Source organism: Clostridium sp. FP1, from assembly GCF_011065975.2.
GTDB lineage: Bacteria > Bacillota > Clostridia > Clostridiales > Clostridiaceae > Clostridium_AD > Clostridium_AD tagluense.
Genome location: NZ_JAAMNJ020000001.1, coordinates 780,653 through 800,329 on the forward strand (window position 1 = coordinate 780,653; position 19,677 = coordinate 800,329).

Annotated in this window: 22 protein-coding genes, 1 pseudogene and 1 other annotated feature (1 of these 24 running past the window's edge); of the genes and pseudogenes, 21 read left to right on the forward strand and 2 right to left on the reverse strand. The window is 29.2% G+C overall.

The features are described 5' to 3' along the window. Nucleotides 1-130 (forward strand) — a binding site (T-box leader); it begins 127 nt to the left of the window's first position. 177 nt (nucleotides 131-307) lie between these two features. The 10 genes and pseudogenes from G9F70_RS03950 to G9F70_RS03995 all read left to right on the forward strand — a co-directional run. Further along, nucleotides 308-1,128, forward strand: a pseudogene (locus G9F70_RS03950) (methionine--tRNA ligase); the annotation flags it as partial. A 150-nt stretch (nucleotides 1,129-1,278) separates the two neighbouring features. After that, a complete protein-coding gene (locus tag G9F70_RS03955) occupies nucleotides 1,279-1,614 on the forward strand; it encodes a hypothetical protein (protein ID WP_411956010.1) in 336 nt (111 codons plus the stop codon). Between the two features lie 279 nt (nucleotides 1,615-1,893). After that, nucleotides 1,894-2,274, forward strand: coding sequence for a class I SAM-dependent methyltransferase (locus G9F70_RS03960; protein ID WP_164946460.1), 381 nt, complete (start codon nucleotides 1,894-1,896; stop codon nucleotides 2,272-2,274). A 21-nt stretch (nucleotides 2,275-2,295) separates the two neighbouring features. Next, nucleotides 2,296-2,679: a hypothetical protein gene (locus G9F70_RS03965; protein WP_164946459.1), complete on the forward strand. Its 384-nt coding sequence runs from the start codon at nucleotides 2,296-2,298 to the stop codon at nucleotides 2,677-2,679. A gap of 58 nt (nucleotides 2,680-2,737) precedes the next feature. Further along, nucleotides 2,738-3,262 (forward strand): GNAT family N-acetyltransferase, encoded by a 525-nt coding sequence (locus G9F70_RS03970; RefSeq protein WP_411955988.1) that lies wholly within the window; start codon nucleotides 2,738-2,740, stop codon nucleotides 3,260-3,262. Between the two features lie 31 nt (nucleotides 3,263-3,293). After that, nucleotides 3,294-4,103, forward strand: a complete 810-nt coding sequence (locus G9F70_RS03975) for a GNAT family N-acetyltransferase (protein ID WP_164946458.1) — start codon at nucleotides 3,294-3,296, stop codon at nucleotides 4,101-4,103. Between the two features lie 78 nt (nucleotides 4,104-4,181). Then, nucleotides 4,182-5,204 (forward strand): S66 peptidase family protein, encoded by a 1,023-nt coding sequence (locus tag G9F70_RS03980; protein WP_164946457.1) that lies wholly within the window; start codon nucleotides 4,182-4,184, stop codon nucleotides 5,202-5,204. Between the two features lie 193 nt (nucleotides 5,205-5,397). Beyond that, on the forward strand, nucleotides 5,398-6,039 hold the full coding sequence (locus G9F70_RS03985) for a lactate utilization protein (RefSeq protein ID WP_164946456.1): 642 nt from the start codon (nucleotides 5,398-5,400) through the stop codon (nucleotides 6,037-6,039). 431 nt (nucleotides 6,040-6,470) lie between these two features. After that, entirely contained in the window at nucleotides 6,471-6,701 is a 231-nt protein-coding gene (locus G9F70_RS03990; RefSeq protein ID WP_164946455.1) for a hypothetical protein, read from the forward strand. 108 nt (nucleotides 6,702-6,809) lie between these two features. Next, the gene (locus G9F70_RS03995) at nucleotides 6,810-7,082 is read left to right on the forward strand and encodes a DUF4037 domain-containing protein (RefSeq protein WP_164946454.1); all 273 of its coding nucleotides are present in this window, start codon (nucleotides 6,810-6,812) and stop codon (nucleotides 7,080-7,082) included. Between the two features lie 25 nt (nucleotides 7,083-7,107). Here G9F70_RS03995 and G9F70_RS04000 read toward each other — a convergent pair whose 3' ends face one another. Next, complete coding sequence (locus G9F70_RS04000; protein ID WP_224617409.1) at nucleotides 7,108-7,275, reverse strand: hypothetical protein; 168 nt, start codon at nucleotides 7,273-7,275, stop codon at nucleotides 7,108-7,110. 453 nt (nucleotides 7,276-7,728) lie between these two features. On the opposite strand from G9F70_RS04000, the gene G9F70_RS27220 reads away from it, so the two are divergent. From G9F70_RS27220 to G9F70_RS04020, 3 genes are all read left to right on the forward strand, one after another. After that, complete coding sequence (locus tag G9F70_RS27220) at nucleotides 7,729-8,436, forward strand: D-alanyl-D-alanine carboxypeptidase family protein (RefSeq protein WP_164946453.1); 708 nt, start codon at nucleotides 7,729-7,731, stop codon at nucleotides 8,434-8,436. A gap of 131 nt (nucleotides 8,437-8,567) precedes the next feature. Then, nucleotides 8,568-9,278: a response regulator transcription factor gene (locus G9F70_RS04015; RefSeq protein ID WP_164946452.1), complete on the forward strand. Its 711-nt coding sequence runs from the start codon at nucleotides 8,568-8,570 to the stop codon at nucleotides 9,276-9,278. Further along, complete coding sequence (locus tag G9F70_RS04020) at nucleotides 9,256-10,359, forward strand: sensor histidine kinase (RefSeq protein ID WP_164946451.1); 1,104 nt, start codon at nucleotides 9,256-9,258, stop codon at nucleotides 10,357-10,359. The genes G9F70_RS04015 and G9F70_RS04020 overlap by 23 nt, the downstream gene beginning before the upstream one ends. 181 nt (nucleotides 10,360-10,540) lie before the next feature. Here the strand turns inward: G9F70_RS04020 and G9F70_RS04025 are convergent, their stop codons facing one another. Beyond that, nucleotides 10,541-11,404, reverse strand: coding sequence for an AraC family transcriptional regulator (locus tag G9F70_RS04025; protein ID WP_164946450.1), 864 nt, complete (start codon nucleotides 11,402-11,404; stop codon nucleotides 10,541-10,543). Between the two features lie 109 nt (nucleotides 11,405-11,513). Between G9F70_RS04025 and G9F70_RS04030 the strand changes: the two genes are divergently transcribed. The 8 genes from G9F70_RS04030 (at nucleotide 11,514) to G9F70_RS04065 (ending at nucleotide 19,659) form a co-directional block, all read left to right on the forward strand. Beyond that, on the forward strand, nucleotides 11,514-13,019 hold the full coding sequence (locus G9F70_RS04030; RefSeq protein WP_224617410.1) for a UDP-N-acetylmuramoyl-L-alanyl-D-glutamate--2,6-diaminopimelate ligase: 1,506 nt from the start codon (nucleotides 11,514-11,516) through the stop codon (nucleotides 13,017-13,019). Nucleotides 13,020-13,082: 63 nt separating this feature from the next. Then, the gene (locus G9F70_RS04035) at nucleotides 13,083-14,333 is read left to right on the forward strand and encodes a dicarboxylate/amino acid:cation symporter (RefSeq protein ID WP_164946448.1); all 1,251 of its coding nucleotides are present in this window, start codon (nucleotides 13,083-13,085) and stop codon (nucleotides 14,331-14,333) included. A 223-nt stretch (nucleotides 14,334-14,556) separates the two neighbouring features. Next, nucleotides 14,557-15,261 (forward strand): response regulator transcription factor, encoded by a 705-nt coding sequence (locus G9F70_RS04040; RefSeq protein WP_164946447.1) that lies wholly within the window; start codon nucleotides 14,557-14,559, stop codon nucleotides 15,259-15,261. Between the two features lie 136 nt (nucleotides 15,262-15,397). Continuing rightward, nucleotides 15,398-16,318 carry an ATP-binding cassette domain-containing protein gene (locus G9F70_RS04045; RefSeq protein ID WP_164946446.1) on the forward strand — a complete coding sequence of 307 codons (921 nt, stop codon included), beginning with the start codon at nucleotides 15,398-15,400 and terminating at the stop codon, nucleotides 16,316-16,318. Next, on the forward strand, nucleotides 16,311-17,057 hold the full coding sequence (locus G9F70_RS04050) for an ABC transporter permease (protein WP_164946445.1): 747 nt from the start codon (nucleotides 16,311-16,313) through the stop codon (nucleotides 17,055-17,057). Before G9F70_RS04045 ends, G9F70_RS04050 begins: the two co-directional genes overlap by 8 nt. 23 nt (nucleotides 17,058-17,080) lie before the next feature. Further along, on the forward strand, nucleotides 17,081-18,004 hold the full coding sequence (locus tag G9F70_RS04055) for a sensor histidine kinase (protein WP_224617411.1): 924 nt from the start codon (nucleotides 17,081-17,083) through the stop codon (nucleotides 18,002-18,004). Nucleotides 18,005-18,193: 189 nt separating this feature from the next. Then, the gene (locus G9F70_RS04060; RefSeq protein WP_164946499.1) at nucleotides 18,194-19,042 is read left to right on the forward strand and encodes an undecaprenyl-diphosphate phosphatase; all 849 of its coding nucleotides are present in this window, start codon (nucleotides 18,194-18,196) and stop codon (nucleotides 19,040-19,042) included. A gap of 44 nt (nucleotides 19,043-19,086) precedes the next feature. Then, entirely contained in the window at nucleotides 19,087-19,659 is a 573-nt protein-coding gene (locus G9F70_RS04065) for a phosphatase PAP2 family protein (protein WP_164946443.1), read from the forward strand. The last annotated feature ends 18 nt before the right edge of the window (nucleotides 19,660-19,677 follow it).

Consider the following 19,677-nt stretch of genomic DNA (forward strand, 5'->3'; position numbering starts at 1 on the left):
GGCTGCAACGGGTTCACCCGTTATAGTGACAAAAGTATAATCACGTAGTTGTGACGTACTTGATGAGGCCTATATTGTGAAATATAGGTGAATTAGGATGGTAACGCGAAGTCTAACTCTCGTTCCTAAGATTTATTTCTTAGGTTCGGGAGTTTTTTATTTTGCAAAAAAATTATTAGGGAGGTATTTTACATGAATATTTTTATTGGAGGAGCATGGCCTTATGCAAATGGGTCACTAGTTTAAATATTGTTTTGACAAATTAGATTTTTCTTATGATCGTTATTCAAGAACGGATGATGAATATCATAAACAAGAGGTTCAGATATTAATTAAGCTTTTATACGAAAAAGGATTGATTTATGAAAAAGAAGTAGAACAACTTTATTGTGAACATTGCAATCAATTTTTACCGGATAGATATGTAGAAGGTATATGTCCACATTGCAAAAGTATTGCTAGAGGGGATCAATGTGATAACTGTTCAAGTTTATTAGAACCCTTAGAATTATCAGAAAGAGTATGTAAACTTTGTGGGAATGAGCCTATAGTAAAAATTTCCAAACAATTATATTTTAAGTTGTCAAAATTCGAAGGTGAAATAAGAAAGCATTTAGAAAGTTCTAAAGAGAATTGGAGAATAAATGCAGTAAATAATACAGAGAGATATTTGAATGAAGGATTAAAAGATAGAGCTATATCAAGGGATTTATCTTTAGGAATAGATATTCCAATTAAGGGTTACGAGGATAAAAAAGTTTATGTATGGATAGATGCTGTGTTAGGTTATTTTACTGCATGCAAAAAATGGGGAGAAGAAAACAATAAAGACTTTACGAAGTTTTGGAAGAGTGAAAGTATTTCTTACTATATTCATGGAAAAGACAATATACCTTTTCATTCAATTATTCTTCCAGCGCTTTTAAGTGGTATAGGATATAAAAAAATGCCTGATAAAATTATATCTAGTGAATATGTAACCCTTGAGGGCAAGAAATATCAACTAGTAATAATTGGGCTGTATGGATATCAGATATTATTGAAAGATATAATAGTGATTTGATAAGATACTTTTTTATAGCAAATGCTCCTGAGAAAAGAGATGCAGATTTTTCATGGAGAGAATTTATAAATAATAATAATGGTGAATTGTTAGGTGCTTATGGAAATTTAGTTAATAGAACTTTAGTATTTGTTAAGAAATATTTTAATAATATAATTCCAAATGAAATTGTAAATGAAGAAATTAGAAGAAATGTAGAGCAGCTATATAAAAGTGTGGGTAGCAGTATTGAGAAAGGAAATTTAAAAACAGCTATTGAAGAGGTATTTGAGTTTATTAGAAGTATAAATAAATATTTTGATGAGAAAAAACCATGGATTACTGTTAATAGCAATAATGACGAGTGTAGTGACAGTATTTATAATTGTTTATTTTCAATAATAAATATAGCAAATCTATTAAATCCATTTTTGCCTTCATCTTCGCATAAGGTAAAAACTTGGTTAGGATGTGATGTTAATAACTCGAGAAGCGTTGATTTGAAAGTTAATATTGTTATAGGGGAGTTTGAAATATTGTTTCAAAGATTAGATAAAAAACTAATTGATTAAGAGTTAAATATGTTAAAGGAAAGTATAAAATAGAAGTATAGAAAATAATTTATAAATAACCAAATTAAATAATAATTTCCAAAAATGTATTGACAATGTATTTATAAGATTGTAATATATTATTATATTCAGTGAGTGTACCTAGTTTGTACTAGCGGTACAGGGACCATCCTACACGTAGATAACTCTACGGAGTCACTTCTTAAGTGATTTCGTGGGGCTTTTTTTGTTTATAAAAGATTTAAATGACAATAGCAGTTTATAAGAGAGGAGATAAAAATGGATAACAAAAATCTTTATACAAATACAGCAAAATTTTATGATAAGGGTAATGAAATTAATAAATACGATCATGATATAAAATTTTATGAAGCGTATGTTAATGAATCCACAACAGTTTTAGAAATTGCATGTGGAACTGGAAGAGTAACAGTGCCATTAGCATCGAAATGTAAAAGAATTATTGGAATGGATTTATCACAGTCTATGCTAAAGGAATTAAATAATAAAATTTCTAGGTTAGATGATAACTACAAAAATAATATAAAAACATCACAGGCTGATATGACAGACTTTAATATGGATGAAAAATTTGATTTAATAATATTTGCTGGTATGGCATTTTTATCATTAACTAACAATGAAGAAAGAATTAAGTGATTAGAATGTGTAAAAAAACATATGAATGAAAATGGCAAAATCATTATTGATTTATTTAATCCTAATCTAGAAAAGCTAGATTGCACAAATGTTGAAAGAATTGACTTTGAGTACTTTGATAGTGAAATAGAATGCACAGTAAAAAAAACTTCAATTCAACAAAAACATGATAGAGAGAGTCAAATTATTTGGATGAAGTATATTTTTAAAATACTTACTGGAGATGACCTTGTAAATCAGATTGAGGATGAGTTTAAATTAGGATACTTATTTGATGAACAAGCAAGAGAGTTATTTAAATTAGTTGGACTAAATTTACGCAATGTTTATGGTGGATATGATTTTAGCGAAGTTACAGAAGAAAACAAGAGAATGATGGTTTATGAATTGCAGTGGTTGAATTAAATATAAAAAATATGCAATTATTGGAAATGGAAAAGTAAGGCACAATATATAGAATGGAGTGATAAAATTGAAACTTGAGTTATTAAGAGCTAACAATGAGATGGAAGAACAATATTATGATTTTATTAATGAATGGGAAAACTGTGGAGAAGAAATCACACCCTATGGTGCAAGATTATTGGGTATGAATTATATAACATGGCTTACGCACACTAATAAAATGGAAAATGTGAATACTTGTCCAGCACACTTAGTTCCATCACACATGTATTTTCTGGTTTTAGAAGATAAAAGAATTATAGGAGCAATAAATATTAGGCACTATTTAAATGATTATTTACTTAATTTTGGTGGGAATATTGGTTATGGTATTCGTCCATCAGAACGAAAAAAAGGGTATGCCACATTAATGTTAGCTATGGCGTTACCTATAGCAAAAGAACTTGGAATTAGTAAAGCTTTAGTAACTTGTGATAAAAATAATTTAGGTTCTGCCAAAACAATCACAAATAATGGCGGAGTTTTAGAAAATGAAGTTATAGAAGATGGGGAAATAACTCAAAGATATTGGATAGAGGTATAGGTTGTAGTATAGAATTTATGGGGGGATTAATATGTTTACATCATTTGTTAAGGAAGAAGGAGTTTTAAATAAAAAGCCATTTTTAGATTGTGAGGTTCAATTTAACCTCTTCCATAGAATTATTGAAGGTAAAGAACTTATTGCATTAAAAACAAAGGATGGTAATGCAATAGCTATGCAGAATCCAGGTCATGCAATGTGGATATGGGTTAATGAAGTACTTGAAGGGTTAGAAGTTAACAATGTAGTTAATTCATTATGTAATATAATAAAGGATAATAATATAAGCGAAATATCAGGACAAGTAGAAATAGTAAAAAGAATAGCCAAGCAATATTCAAACCTATTTGGTGTATCTTATAAAATATCTATGAGAATGCAGTCATATAAGTGCCTAGAGGTTATTAGACCACAAAATGTTCAGGGGGAATTAATAAGAGCAGAGTTGTGTCATGTTGGTATTGTTGCAGAATATTGTAAAGGTTTTGCTTTTGATAGCTTTGGAAAAATAGTAACAAAAGAAAGTAAGGTTTCTGGAGCAGAAAGCTTAGTAAAATCAGGCGATTTATTTTTATGGCAGGTAAACAATAATGTTGTTTCAATGGCAAATATAGCACATCGTTCTATGAGACATGCTCGTATAAATAGTGTATACACTCCTAATGAACAAAGGAAAAAAGGGTATGCAAGTGCATTAATGGCTGAATTAAGTTTTATTGTATTGAAAGAAGGACTAACACCAATGTTATACACGGATATAATAAATCCTGATTCAAATAAGGTGTATAAAAGTATTGGATATAAGGAATGTGGGAAAATTGATGAAATTCATTTTTTTTAACGACATTTAATTTTTATATAGGAAACAGACAACATTCCACTTGCCACGTGGGTGGCACTTTTGAAAGGAGTTGATTTTATGAAATATCCGTTGCCGCTTAAAAAAGGAGATATTATAGGAATTACTGCGCCATCTATGGGCGTATCAGGGGTTATATCAAAAAAAATAGATAATTCAATTAAACAACTTGAAATGATGGATTATAAGTGCGTTGAAACTGCTTCTGTTAGGAATATTTCCAAACTAACAAGTGCTTTACATGAAATTAGAGCGCAAGAATTTATGTCTTTATATTGTAATGAAAATGTAAAAGCGATTATTCCACCCTGGGGTGGAGAATTACTAATGGATATGCTTCCTTTTTTAAATTTTGATTTACTAAAGAAACTTCCACCTAAATGGATTATGGGGTTTTCAGATACAAGCATGTTATTATTTGTTCTAATGTTGAAGCTAGATATGGCAACTTTACATGGACCTAATTTATTAGATTTTGGAAGCAGTTCAATTGATGATTCAGTTTTGGCATCATTAGATATTTTGGCTAAAAATAATGAAAAGTTTATTCAACAAAATTTAAAATATTATCAAAAGGAATGGTTTGAGATTACTGATACGACATTTCCTCCGTATAATTTAACAGAAAAAGTTATTTGGAAGTCGCTAATCGAAGACCGCAACTATAAATTTACAGGAAGGTTAATAGGGGGAAACTTAGATGTCATATGCAAATTGATTGGAACTCCATATGCTCCTGTAAAAGAATATATTGATAAATATTATGATGATGGTTTCATATGGTATTTTGAAAGTTGTGAAATGAATGCTGGAGATGTCTATCGAACATTATTACAGATGAAAATGAGTGGATGGTTTGCAAATTGTAAAGGGATTTTATACGGACGTTCGGAAGGTCTTGATGCTATAGAGGATTTTACTTTTTTAGATGCACTGACTTTTGCATTTAAAGATACTAATATACCTATAATTTATAATGTTGATATCGGGCATTTACCACCTCAATTAACATTGATAAATGGTTCTTATGCAGAAGTTTTTTATGAGAATGGTAGAGGAACGATAGAGCAACAAATGATATAAATACATTATAATAATACTGTGTTACAAATGTAAGAGTTTATTATATTTTAAGGAGATGATGTTATGGGTACATTAGTTTTGTTCAGTTATGACGTATTTACCGCTAATCTTGAATTGCATGATTAATATATTATATATTTATAATACAAAAATAAGAATTGGAACTTCTTTATTGGAAAGGATGTATATTTAGATGGATAATGATGTTTTGTGGTATATAGAAAAACAAATTGATAGAACTATAAATAATCTAAGGAAACGCAACATGGAAGGCTTCTTTGTTAAAGATAATAAGGAGTTAAAAGAACTTTTGAAAGAACTTATAGCTGAAAATTCTGTAGTAGGTGTTGGTGATTCTATGACTCTCTTTGAAACAGGTGTTATAGATTTTCTTCGCGAGGAAAACTATACCTTTTTGGATAAGTATAGAGGAGGTATCATAAGTGAAGAAAAAAAACAAATATATATACAAAACTTTTCTGCTGATACTTTTATATGTAGTACAAATGCCTTAACTGAAAATGGAGAACTTTATAATATTGATGGTAATGGAAGTAGAGTGGCACCAATGATGTATGGTCCTAAACAGGTTATTTTAGTAGCTGGAATAAATAAAATTGTTAAGGATATAGACGAAGCAGAAAAAAGAGTTAGAAATTACTCTGCTCCAATTGACGCAAAAAGATTAAATAAAAATACTCCATGTACTACTTTGGGTTACTGTGTAGACTGTAAAAGCCCTAACAGGATATGTAATGATTTTACAATTATTAGAGGGCAATTTATTAAAGACAGGATAAAGGTAATTATTGTAGGAAAACAGTTAGGATATTAATGCTTTATTTCGTAATGTTCACCAATTACTAAAAATAATAATAAAACAAGAAAAACCACATATTGAAATTAATATCCAACATGGATTTGAGGCTATTTGCCATTATTTAGACATTGTAAATATATTCTATTTCCAAAGCCTATCTCTTTATGTTACTCGAGCTATGCCAATATTTCTTAGATTATGAAGTTATTATTTTATAAAATTAAAATGCATTCTACATAATTCATAAGAAGTGACTGTACGATTTAACTTATAATCGTATAGTCACTTTTATATTCAATTTATGGTAATTATGGTATGGTTAAATATATGTTTATGTAGAGAGTGTAGAATATCGCAAATTAAATTTCATATTTCTAAAAGGGGGAGATTACATGGTGCATGGTACAGAGAAGAGCATAGATACATTAATGAATAGTATTTAGGCAATGAGGGATGTACAATCAATCGGCATAAGTGGTAGTAAAACTCTGCTTTCCAAGGCAGGAGAGAGTGATATTGATGTTTTTATATATTGTGATGTGATACCTGAATTTGAGAAGAGGCAAGCCATAATAAATCAATTAGGAGACCAGATACAAGAAGGTAAAATCAATGTCTTTAAAGAAGGACATTGGGGAATAGGAGATTTTATACTTATAAATAGTATTGAAACCTAGTTAATGTATTTTACAGTAAGTGAAACTTTAATTGATGTAGAATCTATACTCAATGCTGGATATCCAGACCTATAGGATAATTATGATTATCCTATAGGTCGATGTGCCATGTTAAAAAATATCAATGTTTTATACGATAAAAATGATTTTTTATATACATTGAAAAAAAGATTATCCGAGTATCCTGATAAATTGGCAAAAATACTTATACAATATCATTTGGATGAACTCGAAGATTCAGAAGATTTAGAACGTGCTGTAATCAGAAAGGATGTATTTTTTTATCACTTTGCAATGGAGATTGCAATTGACCACTTCACCATAAGTCCTTATAATCCTTTCAGATACTTCTCCATCATATTTTTTATAGTGGACTTTTAACTTTTTCAAATTAAGTACTGATTTTTTAATGATATCTACATTTTGATACAGTATTTTCAAGCTTAATAATGGAATTTTTAAGTTGTTGTGCCATTTCAGTGTTTTTTTCTGAGTGGACACCCATACTTGAAAGTAATAGATTAACCACATCTTCACTCTCTAAGTCATTTGAATTGATTTTATAGCCCTCCATAAAAGAAAAACCTCCACTGGGACCTGGAACTGACAGAATAGGAATGCCTGTTTCGCATAATATGTCCATATCTCTGTATATAGTTCTTTCTGAGGTTTCGAGTATTTTAGCTAAGTCTCATGAGATCACACTACTATTCTCATTTTTTATATTCGTCTTGCCAGAAAGTAATCATCTCTCCTCTGTTCGAGAATATCATATATTATTATTATATTGCTTAGTAAAATTAAATCTTAAGAAATCTTAAGGTTTAATTACAATTTTCTTAAGGTTATTTTTGTAATATAAGAGAGTAAGGAATATGCATTTTACTACGAGCATCTATATAAGAAGTTTTAAAAGATTTTGTTTGAAATTCTGGGGGGTGAGAATAAAAATTGCTACTCCACCATTGAGATATAGGGGGACCCAGGGTCCCTGAGCTAACTAAAAATAAATAAGGAGGACTTTAAAGTGAAAAAGAAAATTACAATAATTTTAATTTTAGGGATTATAGGACTAATGTACATAAATAGCAGATATGGTAGCCTAAAAGTTATAGGGGATGTAATTGAAAGGAACACTTATATTGAAACTGTCAAAGATATGTCCAATGAGAATAGCAATGTAGACGATGGTAATTTAATATTGGTGAATAGAAAAAATGAACTAGATAAAGATTATGTTCCAAATCATTTAAAAGTTCCAAATATCAGATTTTATTCTACCGTGTCAAATGAGGAAATGCAGATGAAAGGAGATGCAGGTGATGCACTTAAAAAGTTATTTGAAAAAAGTGAACAGGAGGGCATTATACTTTACGCATTATCTGGTTATAGATCTTATGCAACTCAAAAGGAGTTATATAAAAATAGTATTAAAACAAACGGAAAAGGATATACATATAATTATGTGGCAAAGGCAGGTAAAAGTGAACATCAATCAGGACTTGCAATGGATATAACTAATTCTAAAAAAAGTACAGGCTTTGAATATACCAAAGAAGGTATATGGCTTAAAGATAATGCTTATAAATTTGGATTTATAATAAGATATGGAAAAGGTAAAGAAGAGGTTACAGGTTATAATTATGAACCTTGGCATATAAGGTATGTGGGAACTCAGAATTCAGAGGAAATTTACTCGAAGGATATTACTTTAGAGGAATTTTTAAAATCTTAAACAATCAAAGCATATAATTAAAGCATAAAAAAATTCATGTTAGACAAATGTATTTTTAAAATATATAATTATTAAAGATGTATAAGTTATAGGCTTAAAACTCTATAAGAGTAAACAAATGGAGTGAGTATATGAGTAAAAATATATTAATTGTAGATGATGATAAAGAAATAGTTAATTTAATTGAGATATATTTAACTAATGAAGGTTACAATAGTTATAAGGCATATGATGGGGAAGAAGCTTTGCAGCTTATTGATAAGTGTAATATAAGTCTTATAATATTAGATATAATGATGCCCAAAATTGATGGATTAGAAGTATGTAACAAAGTTCGCGAGAAGCTTAATATACCTATAATTATGCTAAGTGCTAAAAATCAAGATTCAGATAAAATAAAGGGGTTATTGTTAGGAGCAGATGATTATATGGCAAAACCATTTAATCCTTTAGAGCTTATGGTTAGGGTTAAGGCCATATTTCGAAGAATTTACGAATTTGATAAAAATAGTGATGAATTAAAAGATATCGATACGATAGTTATAGGACCACTTAAAATAAAAAAATCCACTCATCAGGTAGAAGCATATAATAAGATTATTGCTTTAACCTCTACAGAATTTGAAATATTACACATCTTAGCTAATAATACAGGAAGAGTTTTTAGTGCAGAAGAAATATTTCAAAGAGTTTGGAAAGAAAAATATTATCAATCAAATAATACAGTTATGACTCACATGAGTAAATTAAGAGAAAAGCTTGATGCAGTTTTAGAGGGTGAGAAGCTTATTCATACTATATGGGGAGTGGGGTATAAAATTGAAAAGAAAACCTATATATAAATTAGAGTTAAAAATAGTTTTTAATATATTGATTACCTTTATATTTTCAGTATTAACTATGGCTATTCTTTATATTATGTGGAAAATTTTTATAAAAATATTTATAAGTGATTCACAAGAACTGTCAGCTAAAATTTTTAGTTTAAGGCTATCTATCAATTTTATAAGTGTAGCAATTGCACTATGGATAATAATTTTTTTAATTTACTCTCATTCATTGCTTTACAAGAAGCTAAAGTACTTTGTAGAAGTTGACGAACATATGAAAGCTATAGCAGAGGGTAGGATAGATAAAAAAATACCAGAACAATCGAAAGCAGAGCTTGGGAAAATAGCTAAAAATATGAATGAAATAATAAATAAATTAAATAAATCAATAGAAGAAGAGCGGAGAGCAGAACAAACAAAATATGAATTAATAACAAATGTATCTCATGATTTACGCACTCCATTAACCTCAATATTGGGGTATCTTGAACTCATAGATAAGGATAAATATGAAGATGAAGTTAGGCTTAGATACTATGTAAGTATTGCTTATGAAAAATCAAAGCGATTGAATACTTTAATTGATGACTTATTTCAATATACTATAATGAGAAATAGTACTTTAAAATTAAATAAAGAATCAATAAATGTAATTGAACTTTTAAATCAAGTGGTATTGGAATTTAATCCACAGTTTAGAAAAAAAAATATAGAATGTAGGACATATTTTTCTGAGGATAAACTTGTAATAGTGGCTGACGCAGTTAAATTAGCTAGGGCATTTGAAAATCTAATTTCTAATGGTATGAACTATGGAAGTGGAACTGAGTATATTGACATATGTACTAGGAAAGAAAATAATAGTGCGGTTATAGAGGTAATTAATTATGGTGAACCAATACCAAGTATAGATGTACCTTTTATTTTTGAAAGGTTCTATAGAGTTGAAAAGTCACGTTCAGAATTTGCTGGAGGTTCAGGATTAGGTCTTGCTATAACTAAAAGTATAATAGAGCTTCATGAAGGTGAAATTTTTGTTGAAAGCAATTATGAGAGAACTGTTTTTATAATTAAATTGCCCTTGGGTAGTTGATAAGGTTTTGGAAATTAATTATGAAATACATTGTGAATAATAAGATTGTTATAAAAAAACAAGAGTGATATAGAATATAATGGTACCTATAGGATGGACATTTAAAAAAAATGTTTGGACTATAGGTAATTTTTTTGTGTAATTTATATAAGGATAAGGAATATGGAAAATTTTGTTGTAGTTATATATTGGATTTATAATATTGCTTAGGTGATAGCCCAAATTCCTTTTTAAAAGCTCTTACAAAGCTGGAATAATCCCCAAAGCCGCATTGCTCGCAAACCTCTCCTGCCTGCATGCCACTTTTTATAAGATCTGAGGCTTTTATAATGCGTTTTTTTTGTATATAGTTATATATTGTATAGCCAGTTTCTTCTTTAAATAAATGCATCAAATAATACTTATTTAGATAAAATTCTTTTGATAGCATGCCTATAGATAAATGCTTATCTAGATTTGAGTTTAGAAAGCTCAAAATATCTTCAATTCTAGGATCATATTTAATATCATCAATGTTTTTATCAATATCCATTCCAAGAAACAATCTATTTATTTTTACCATGAACTGAAGAAATAAGGCGTTTTTTAATATAGTACTACCAAAAGCTATATCTTGCATCGCCTCTTCAAGGTCCGCTAGATTTTGTTTTAAGGAATTTATATTCTTGTTACACAATCTAATAAGATTGAGCTTTCGCTCAGATGCCAATTGAAAACAACTTAGAAGATCACAATTATTTTTATTATGCCCTTCTAAAAATAATGGATTTAGCCACAGTACCATGCGTACATAAGGCACAGTTAGGCTTATTATTGGTAGGTGAAGATCATTTCTGCCAACTAGCAATATATCCCAAGGCTTTAATTTATAAGACTTTCCTTCAATTATGTATGTAACTTCTCCTGAGACGAAAATAATTATTTTATTAAAGTCATGGTAGTGAATTTCAAAATCATTTTTTTTCTGATCTTTTAGGTTAAAGAAGAGAAAATCTTCATTAAGGTATCCTCTTTTTACTTTTTGCGTAGAAATATTATCTTTCATATAGCACCTCAAATATTAGAAGTTTATTACATTATAGCACTTTATGCAAGGAATTAAGCATTAACTACAATAAAAATAGTAAATGTAGAGCATATAATAGTTAATAGGAATGAGTAGTAAATATTGCAGCTTCGAAGAAGATGATTTAACAGGAGGGAATAATGTGAAATTGTATGAGATATTAAAAGGCGTAGATCACGAGATATTAGTGGGGGATCTTAATTTGGAGGTATGCAGTATAACCTGGGATTCAAGAAACATAGACAGAAATTCACTTTTTATTGCAGTGAAAAATAAAAATATAGATAGACATGATTTTGTATTGGACGCTATAAGTAATGGGTCTATAGCATTGGTTGTAGAATATGAAATTCCTAATATACCAGAAGACATTACAGTTATTAAAGTTAAGGACGCAAGAAAATCAATGGCTATCATAGCTAAAAATTACTATGAAAATCCAACAGAAAAACTAAAGATTATAGGGGTTACAGGTACTAATGGAAAAACTTCAGTTAGTTATTTTATATCAGAAATACTCCAAGCACTTCAAGTTAAATGTGGAATTATTGGCACTATAGAAAATACTGTTGCTGGGAAGAAGATGAAAACTAAAAAGTTAAATCCAACTACACCTGATTCAATTGAGCTTCAAGGATCCTTTGCAGAAATGCTGTGTTATGGAGCAACCCACGCAGTTATTGAGGTAACATCTTCAGCATTATCCCAGGATAGAGTTTATGGATGTAAATTTGATATTGGTGTATTTACAAATTTAACTCAAGACCATTTAGAAGAGCATGGCACTATGGAAAATTATAAAAATGCTAAATTAAAGCTATTTAAAATGTGTAAAAAAGGAATAATAAATATAGATGACGCAGTCGCGGCTTATATAATGGACAATGCAAATTGTGAGATTATAACTTATGGCATAGAAAATGATTGTGATTTTAGAGCAATTAATATCAAGTATACAAGCAGTGGCGTGAATTTTAATCTTGTTCATAATAATGAAATTAGAGAAGTTCAGCTTAGTATACCAGGAAGATTTAGCGTATATAATGCACTAGCTGCAATTGCAACCGTCTACTGGTTAGGACTAAATTTAGATGACATAATAAAAGCTGTTAAAGAAATAAAGGGAGTACCGGGAAGATTTCAAGCTATACCAAATAGCAAAGGCATTTTAACTATAGTAGATTATGCTCATTCACCAGATGGCCTAGAAAATATACTAACATCAGTTAAAGAATTTGCCAAAGGTAGAATAATTTTAGTTTTTGGTTGTGGTGGAAATAGAGACACAGGTAAAAGATCAATAATGGGTGAAATAGCAGGGAAATATAGTGACTATTGTATTATTACCTCAGATAATCCTAGAAAAGAAGAGCCAAAATTAATAATTGATGAAATCGAAGTAGGAATGATTAAAACAAGTTGCAGCTATCAAAAAATACAGGATAGAAGGCAAGCGATTTCTAAAGCACTCGGTATGGCAGAAGCCTTTGATACAGTAATAATTGCAGGAAAAGGACATGAGAATTATCAAGTACTAAAGGACGAAACTATACATTTTAGTGACGAGGAAGTAGTGAGAGAGTATTTTTTTTAGCAATTAATATTGCAGCGATGCAGTTGAGGATTTAGCTTTAATATTGGAAGGAGTTAAATATATATGAAGAACTTTTTAAATAATTATAAAATGTCGTTGGTGCTACTTTTATCAATACTACTAGGTGGAATAATAGGTATTATATTAGGACCAAAGGCTACAGTACTGGAACCCTTTGGACAAATATTCTTAAACTTGATGTTTACTATAATAGTGCCTTTAGTGTTCTTTAGTATAACGTCGGCTATAGCTAATATGACGGGTATGAATAGACTTGGTAAGATAATGATAAATATTGCAATAGTTTTTGTAATTACTGCATTGATATCCGGTATTTTGGCTATTGTGGGAGCATTGATATTTAATCCAACTAAAGGATTAGATGCTGAGGCTATTAAAACTATTTTATCTAAGGTGGGAGGGGAAATTGGAACAGAAGCTGGAAAGGTATCTTTATCACAACGTTTAGTAAGTACAGTTACAGTGGGAGATTTCTCAGGGTTATTTTCTAAAAATAATATGCTTCAAATAATCATTTTTTCTGTGTTATTTGGAGTATCAACAGCATTAGTTGGTGAAAAAGCAACAGTTGTAAAAAACCTTTTAAATGCAGCTACAACTATAATGATGAAAATGGTAAGCATTATTATGTACTATGCTCCAATTGGACTCGGATGTTATTTTGCATCAGTTGTAGGGCAGCTGGGAACACAGATATTACAAGGATATTTAAAGGTGTTCCTCTTATATTTAGGATTGACAACAATAAATTATTTTGTATTTTTCAGTATATATTCCTATTTATCAGCAGGTAAAATGGGATTTAGAGCATTTTGGAAAAATGCAATTTCACCAACAGTAATAGCATTAGCTACTTGTTCAAGTGCTGCATCAATTCCTGTTAATCTTGAAGCCACTAAGAAAATAGGTGTGCCAAAAGACATTGCAGAAACTGTAATACCGCTTGGAGTTAATACGCATAAGGATGGTTCTGTTATGGGAGGAGTGTTAAAAATAGTATTTGTATTTGGCTTATTCGGTAAAGAAATTAACAGTATTCCAATGATATTATCGATATTGGCAGTAAGTTTTTTAGTAGGAGCAGTTATGGGAGCGATACCAGGTGGAGGAATGATTGGAGAGATGCTTATAATAAGTGTTTATGGATTTCCACCTGAAGCACTTCCTATAATAGTTGTTATTAGTACAATTATAGATGCACCAGCTACAGTGTTAAACTCAACAGGGAACACAGTGTGTGCAATGATGGTTTCAAGACTTGTTGATGGGAAGAAGTGGCTAAATGTTAGTTAAAGAATGAAAAGCGAAATAGTATAAGTCAAATTAACAAAACATTCAAGAAAACAGGTTTATTTTAAATATATTAATTTACACATTCATACAATGTAGGAAGGAACCATGGTAAAATATAGATAGAAAAGCATAAAAAATTATAGAATTTAATGCTATGACAACTGCATTAAAAGATTGCAAGAAACCTTGTTGTAAGAGAGCAAGTTTTGGAGAGGGCTAAAATATGGATAAAAGAGCTAAGATTTTAGTAGTCGAAGATGAAAAGGATATTAATAAATTACTTTGTACTATTCTTGAAAATAAGGGGCATAGAGCTAGAGCGGCGTTTTCAGGGACAGAAGCTTTAATGTGTGTAGAAAATGAATGGTGGGATACGATTTTATTAGATTTAATGATTCCAGGGATTAGTGGAGAAGAAGTTATATTAAAAATTAGAGAAATCACAAAAGCACCAATAATTATAGTAACTGCAAAAACATCCCTAAAAATTAAGGTAGAATTATTAGAAAGTGGAGCGGATGATTTTATTTGTAAGCCATTTGATCCAGATGAAGTGGTTGCAAGAGTTAATTCTAATTTAAGAAGATATTTAGAATTTTCCACCCATGAGAAAAAGAAAAATGAAGATAATATTTTGCGTTATAAAGATATTAGTTTAAATACAGAAAGTAAAGAAGTAAAAGTGGGACAAAACATAGTTACGTTAACTGCAAAAGAGTTTGCATTGCTAGAATTATTATTAACTAATCCCAATAAGGTATACAGTAAATCTAATATTTTTGAAAGTATATGGGGAGAAGAATTTTTAGGTGATGATAATACTGTAAGTGTACATGTGAGTAGATTAAGAAATAAGCTATCTAGTGCAAATAATAGTGAAGATTACATAGAAACAATTTGGGCAATGGGGTATAAGTTAAGAAAATAGTTAGTAAGAGTTTAATATAAAAAGCAATATATATATATTATCTATTAATAAGATTTAAGACTTTTGAAAGACTTTAGCAAAGTTTTCTTATGAAACATAAGTTATGATAAAAGTATGATTCATAAGGAGGTAAAAAATGAGTGAATATATAATTAGAGCTAGTAACATTACAAAAACATATGGTAATCACAAAGTTTTAGATGATTTATCCATAAACATTAAAAAAGGTGATATATATGGAGCTATAGGAAAAAATGGTGTTGGAAAAACAACTATTATTAGAGTGCTTACAGGTCTTGTTATACCTAATAATGGACAAGTTGAACTATTTGGACATAGTGAGGAGAGGGAGATTACTAAGGAAAGAAGTAGAATTGGTACATTAATAGAATCACCAGCTCTTTATCTTAACATGACTGCGGAGGAAAATCTTAAACTTGTTAAAATTCAAAGAGGAATTCCAGGAAACAAATGTATTGATCAGACTTTAAATTTAGTAGGACTTAAGGAGGTAGAGAAAAAGAAAACCAAGAATTTTTCATTAGGAATGAAACAAAGACTAGGAATTGCTATGGCATTATTAAGTGAACCAGAATTTTTAGTTTTAGATGAGCCTATGAATGGATTAGATCCAATTGGAATAAAAGAAATAAGAGAGCTTTTACTTAAATTAAATAAAGAAAGAGGAACAACTATTTTAATATCAAGTCATATGTTATCTGAACTTACCCACATTTCAAATAGATATGGTTTTATAAATGATGGGAAATTAATTGAAGAAATGACGGCCAATGAACTTTTAAATAAATGTAGAACTTATCTTCATTTGAAAGTAAATGATTCTTCAGATGTTTCAGTTATTTTAGAAAATGAGATTGGAATAAAAGACTTTGAAGTTTTTCCAAATAATATCATAAGAATATATGATGAATTTGACGGAGAAAAGGTTACTATGGCCCTATCTAAACATAACATAGGAGTTAAAGAAATAATGCAAATGGGTGAATCTCTCGAGGATTATTTTACCAAGCTAGTTGGAGGAAAAGGTAATGAGTAATTTAATTAGAGGAGAATTTTACAAATTAAAAAAAAGCAATTATTTTATTGGGATAATATTTTTAGCAATAGGGGCTTCATTTTTTTTAATTACTGTATGGGATAAGGATATACAACGACTTCAGAAAGCACATTCTAATTTTCTTATGAATGGAGCATATTCAATAGAATACGCATTCGAATATATTATATATACCAGTTTTATATTTGCATTATTAGGCGGAGAATTTATTGCTAAGGATTTTAAGAGTAATAATATAAGTAAAAGTTTCAGTTATGGATATAGGAGAAGTAAGGTTATACTAAGTAAATTAATAGTATTTATAATGGCTTGTCTATTTTTAGAAATAATTTATACAACAATTTTAGTTATACATGTTTCAATAATTTATGGATTTTGTGAAGTCTTAAATTTAAGTACTATTTTATATTTAACCAGAGTAATTATTATTGGGATAATGTATAATGTAGCCACAATATGTATAATTGCTATGATTGCTATGATAACAAAGAGTGCTCTTTGTACATTTGTTTCACCAGTTATATTTTTTTTGAGTGTTCAATTGTCTTTTTCAAAAATAGGTACATATATTCTTCTTCCTTATGTTGCTGGGCGAGGAGCAATATCAAGATTTGCACCTAAAGAGGATATTATACTTGGAACAATTTCATCGCTTTTAACTTTTATTATAACAATTGGAGTGAGTATGCTATATGTAAGGGATGAAGATATTAAGTAAATGATAAGTGAAAATTTTATTATATGAGTAGGAGAAATGAGATGTATTTAGGTATTTTTTTAATAATTATTTTTCTGGTATTAATTTCAATAGTAGCACTTATTAAGCTACATCTATATAAAAGAGAAATAGCAGCTATAACTAAGCAAATTAAAAATTTTAGAATGCGAGAAAACAATAAAAAAGTTAATACTGAAATAGCTGATAAATATATAGAAGACTTAGCTTTTGAAATTAATGAATATTTAGAACTTTACAGAAGAAATGAACAAGAAAAAGCAATGTTTGAAAATACATTAAAACAAGGGATAGCTAATATGTCTCATGATTTAAGGACACCCTTAACATCAATAATAGGATATTTAAAACTTCTTAAGCAGAATGAGATAGATAAAGAAGAGGCATTAGAGATAATTGAAGATAAAACTAATAAATTAAATGTTCTTATAAATGATTTTTTTGAGTTAGCTTTAATAGAGAGCGAAGATTATGAATTAGAGATTACAAAAGTGAATTTAACTAATATAGTACGCGACGAAATTTTATCACTTTATGAAGCTTTTCAGAGCAAAGGGATAGAACCCAAAATAAGCATTTCAGATAAGGCAATTTTTATAATGGGCGATAAGGATAGTTTAGAGAGAATAATAGATAATTTGCTTTCTAATACATTAAAATATGCAGAGAAAGATATTCAGATTAAATTAGAAGAATGTGATGATAAAGTAATTTTAAAAATTTCAAATATATGTACAGGCATTGAGGAAAAAGATGCAGTACATATGTTTGATAGATTCTATATGGCAGACAAGGTGAGAACAGGAAAAGGTGTAGGACTTGGGCTTTCTATTGTAAAAAGTTTAATTGAAAAGATGAATGGAGTAATAATATCAAAGCTTGAAGAAAATAGGATTTCTATAATGTGTGAATGGAAATATATAAAATAATATTATTAAATATGAATTTGATGTAAAATAGCAAATGGATAGTTTAACTATTTATTTGCTATTTTTATTAAAAATTATGAATCTTACATACACGTCATATTTCCGTAAGCTTTACAGATAGTAAGTTATGTATTATTATTATAAACTATGTATATATATTTATAATTAGTTTCGAAGGAGTGATAAATCATCGATATAATATTTTTATTAAAAGCAATTATAATAGCAATAGTAGAGGGGCTAACAGAATTTGTGCCAGTATCTTCTACAGGACACATGATATTAGTTGGATGGGCAATGGGGTTTCAAGGAAAATTTGCAGAGATGTTTGAAGTAGTAATTCAACTTGGAGCAATAATGGCAGTAGTTGTTTTATATTGGAAGAAGATTAAAGAAAGCATAATAGAATTTTTTAAGTTTATATTTACCAAAGGAAAAGAGGGTAAAAAAGGATTTAAATTTGGGATAAATGTTATTACAGCATCTATTCCCATGGCAATTGCAGGAGTATTATTATACGATAAAATCAAATCAAAATTTATACCGGAAGCTGTCATAGTAGGATTTATAGTTGGTGGATTATTGTTATTAATAATCGAAAAGAGATTTGGAAATAGGCATCATAAAGTAGAAAGTATAGATAGCATAACCCCTGTTCAATCATTTAAAATTGGTTTATTACAACTTCTTGCTATGTGGCCAGGAATGTCAAGAAGTGCGTCTACAATCATGGGTGGATGGATTGCTGGGTTATCAACACCAGTAGCAGCAGAATTTTCATTCTTCATAGCCATTCCCGCTATGATAGGGGCAACAGGTAAGGATTTATTCGAATTTGATTATTCTATAATGACACTGACATTATGGATTGCACTAATAGTTGGAGTTGTTGTAGCTTTTCTAGTAGCTTTAATTGTTATGAAAAAATTTGTTGATTACTTGAAAAAGAAGCCAATGAAAGTCTTTGCAGTATATAGAATAGTAGTAGGTACTTTACTTGGGATATTAGTATTAACTAAGATCATTACTTTAACATAATTACTGATTTGAGAGGAAAGCATAGAGAGGATGGTTAAATTAAAATGATTTATTATTTAGGAAATTCTATAAATTTAGGATGGGATAAATTTTTTATTGCTCTTTCAAGCTCTTCGGACACAACTCCTCAGTTTTTATTAACCGCATTAGTTTTTATTATATTATATCTTTTCAATAAGAAAGTAGAAGCTATTTGTTGTGTATTTAATATCGGATTTACTGGTTTTACAAACTTGATACTTAAAAATACAATAAAAAGAGATAGACCAACGGGAATATGGTTAATGGATGCTGATGGCTATAGTTTTCCTAGCGGTCATTCTTCTATTTCTACGGCTATAGGAATTGTACTTATTTACATTATATTTAAACGAATAAAGAATAAAAAAATCGCTTATTTTATGAGTGGGCTTATAGTTATATATTTAATTCTTGTAGGAATTAGCAGGGTTTATGTGGGAGTCCACTATCCAGGAGATGTTTTTGGTGGATGGATTATAGCTGGAATATGCTCTTATATTACTATTGTGGTTTATAAGTTTTGTATGAAAAAAGGTCTAAATAAATATTTAGATAAACATTTTACTATTAAATTCAATATGTTTAAAAGCAAATAAAAATATAATATTAATATA

Excerpts from the sequence above, each read along its gene's own strand:
- G9F70_RS03980 (WP_164946457.1), top strand. The coding sequence starts at position 4,182 with ATGAAATATCCGTTGCCGCTTAAAAAAGGAGATATTATAGGAATTACT.
- G9F70_RS04065 (WP_164946443.1), top strand. The coding sequence starts at position 19,087 with ATGATTTATTATTTAGGAAATTCTATAAATTTAGGATGGGATAAATTT.
- G9F70_RS03995 (WP_164946454.1), top strand. The coding sequence starts at position 6,810 with ATGTTAAAAAATATCAATGTTTTATACGATAAAAATGATTTTTTATAT.
- G9F70_RS04035 (WP_164946448.1), top strand. The coding sequence starts at position 13,083 with ATGAAGAACTTTTTAAATAATTATAAAATGTCGTTGGTGCTACTTTTA.
- G9F70_RS04030 (WP_224617410.1), top strand. The coding sequence starts at position 11,514 with ATGAGTAGTAAATATTGCAGCTTCGAAGAAGATGATTTAACAGGAGGG.
- G9F70_RS04045 (WP_164946446.1), top strand. The coding sequence starts at position 15,398 with ATGAGTGAATATATAATTAGAGCTAGTAACATTACAAAAACATATGGT.
- G9F70_RS03975 (WP_164946458.1), top strand. The coding sequence starts at position 3,294 with ATGTTTACATCATTTGTTAAGGAAGAAGGAGTTTTAAATAAAAAGCCA.
- G9F70_RS04055 (WP_224617411.1), top strand. The coding sequence starts at position 17,081 with ATGAGTAGGAGAAATGAGATGTATTTAGGTATTTTTTTAATAATTATT.
- G9F70_RS04025 (WP_164946450.1), bottom strand. The coding sequence starts at position 11,404 with ATGAAAGATAATATTTCTACGCAAAAAGTAAAAAGAGGATACCTTAAT.
- G9F70_RS04015 (WP_164946452.1), top strand. The coding sequence starts at position 8,568 with ATGAGTAAAAATATATTAATTGTAGATGATGATAAAGAAATAGTTAAT.
- G9F70_RS03960 (WP_164946460.1), top strand. The coding sequence starts at position 1,894 with ATGGATAACAAAAATCTTTATACAAATACAGCAAAATTTTATGATAAG.
- G9F70_RS03985 (WP_164946456.1), top strand. The coding sequence starts at position 5,398 with ATGGATAATGATGTTTTGTGGTATATAGAAAAACAAATTGATAGAACT.
- G9F70_RS04000 (WP_224617409.1), bottom strand. The coding sequence starts at position 7,275 with ATGGAGGGCTATAAAATCAATTCAAATGACTTAGAGAGTGAAGATGTG.
- G9F70_RS04040 (WP_164946447.1), top strand. The coding sequence starts at position 14,557 with ATGGATAAAAGAGCTAAGATTTTAGTAGTCGAAGATGAAAAGGATATT.
- G9F70_RS03990 (WP_164946455.1), top strand. The coding sequence starts at position 6,471 with ATGAGGGATGTACAATCAATCGGCATAAGTGGTAGTAAAACTCTGCTT.
- G9F70_RS04050 (WP_164946445.1), top strand. The coding sequence starts at position 16,311 with ATGAGTAATTTAATTAGAGGAGAATTTTACAAATTAAAAAAAAGCAAT.
- G9F70_RS03965 (WP_164946459.1), top strand. The coding sequence starts at position 2,296 with ATGAATGAAAATGGCAAAATCATTATTGATTTATTTAATCCTAATCTA.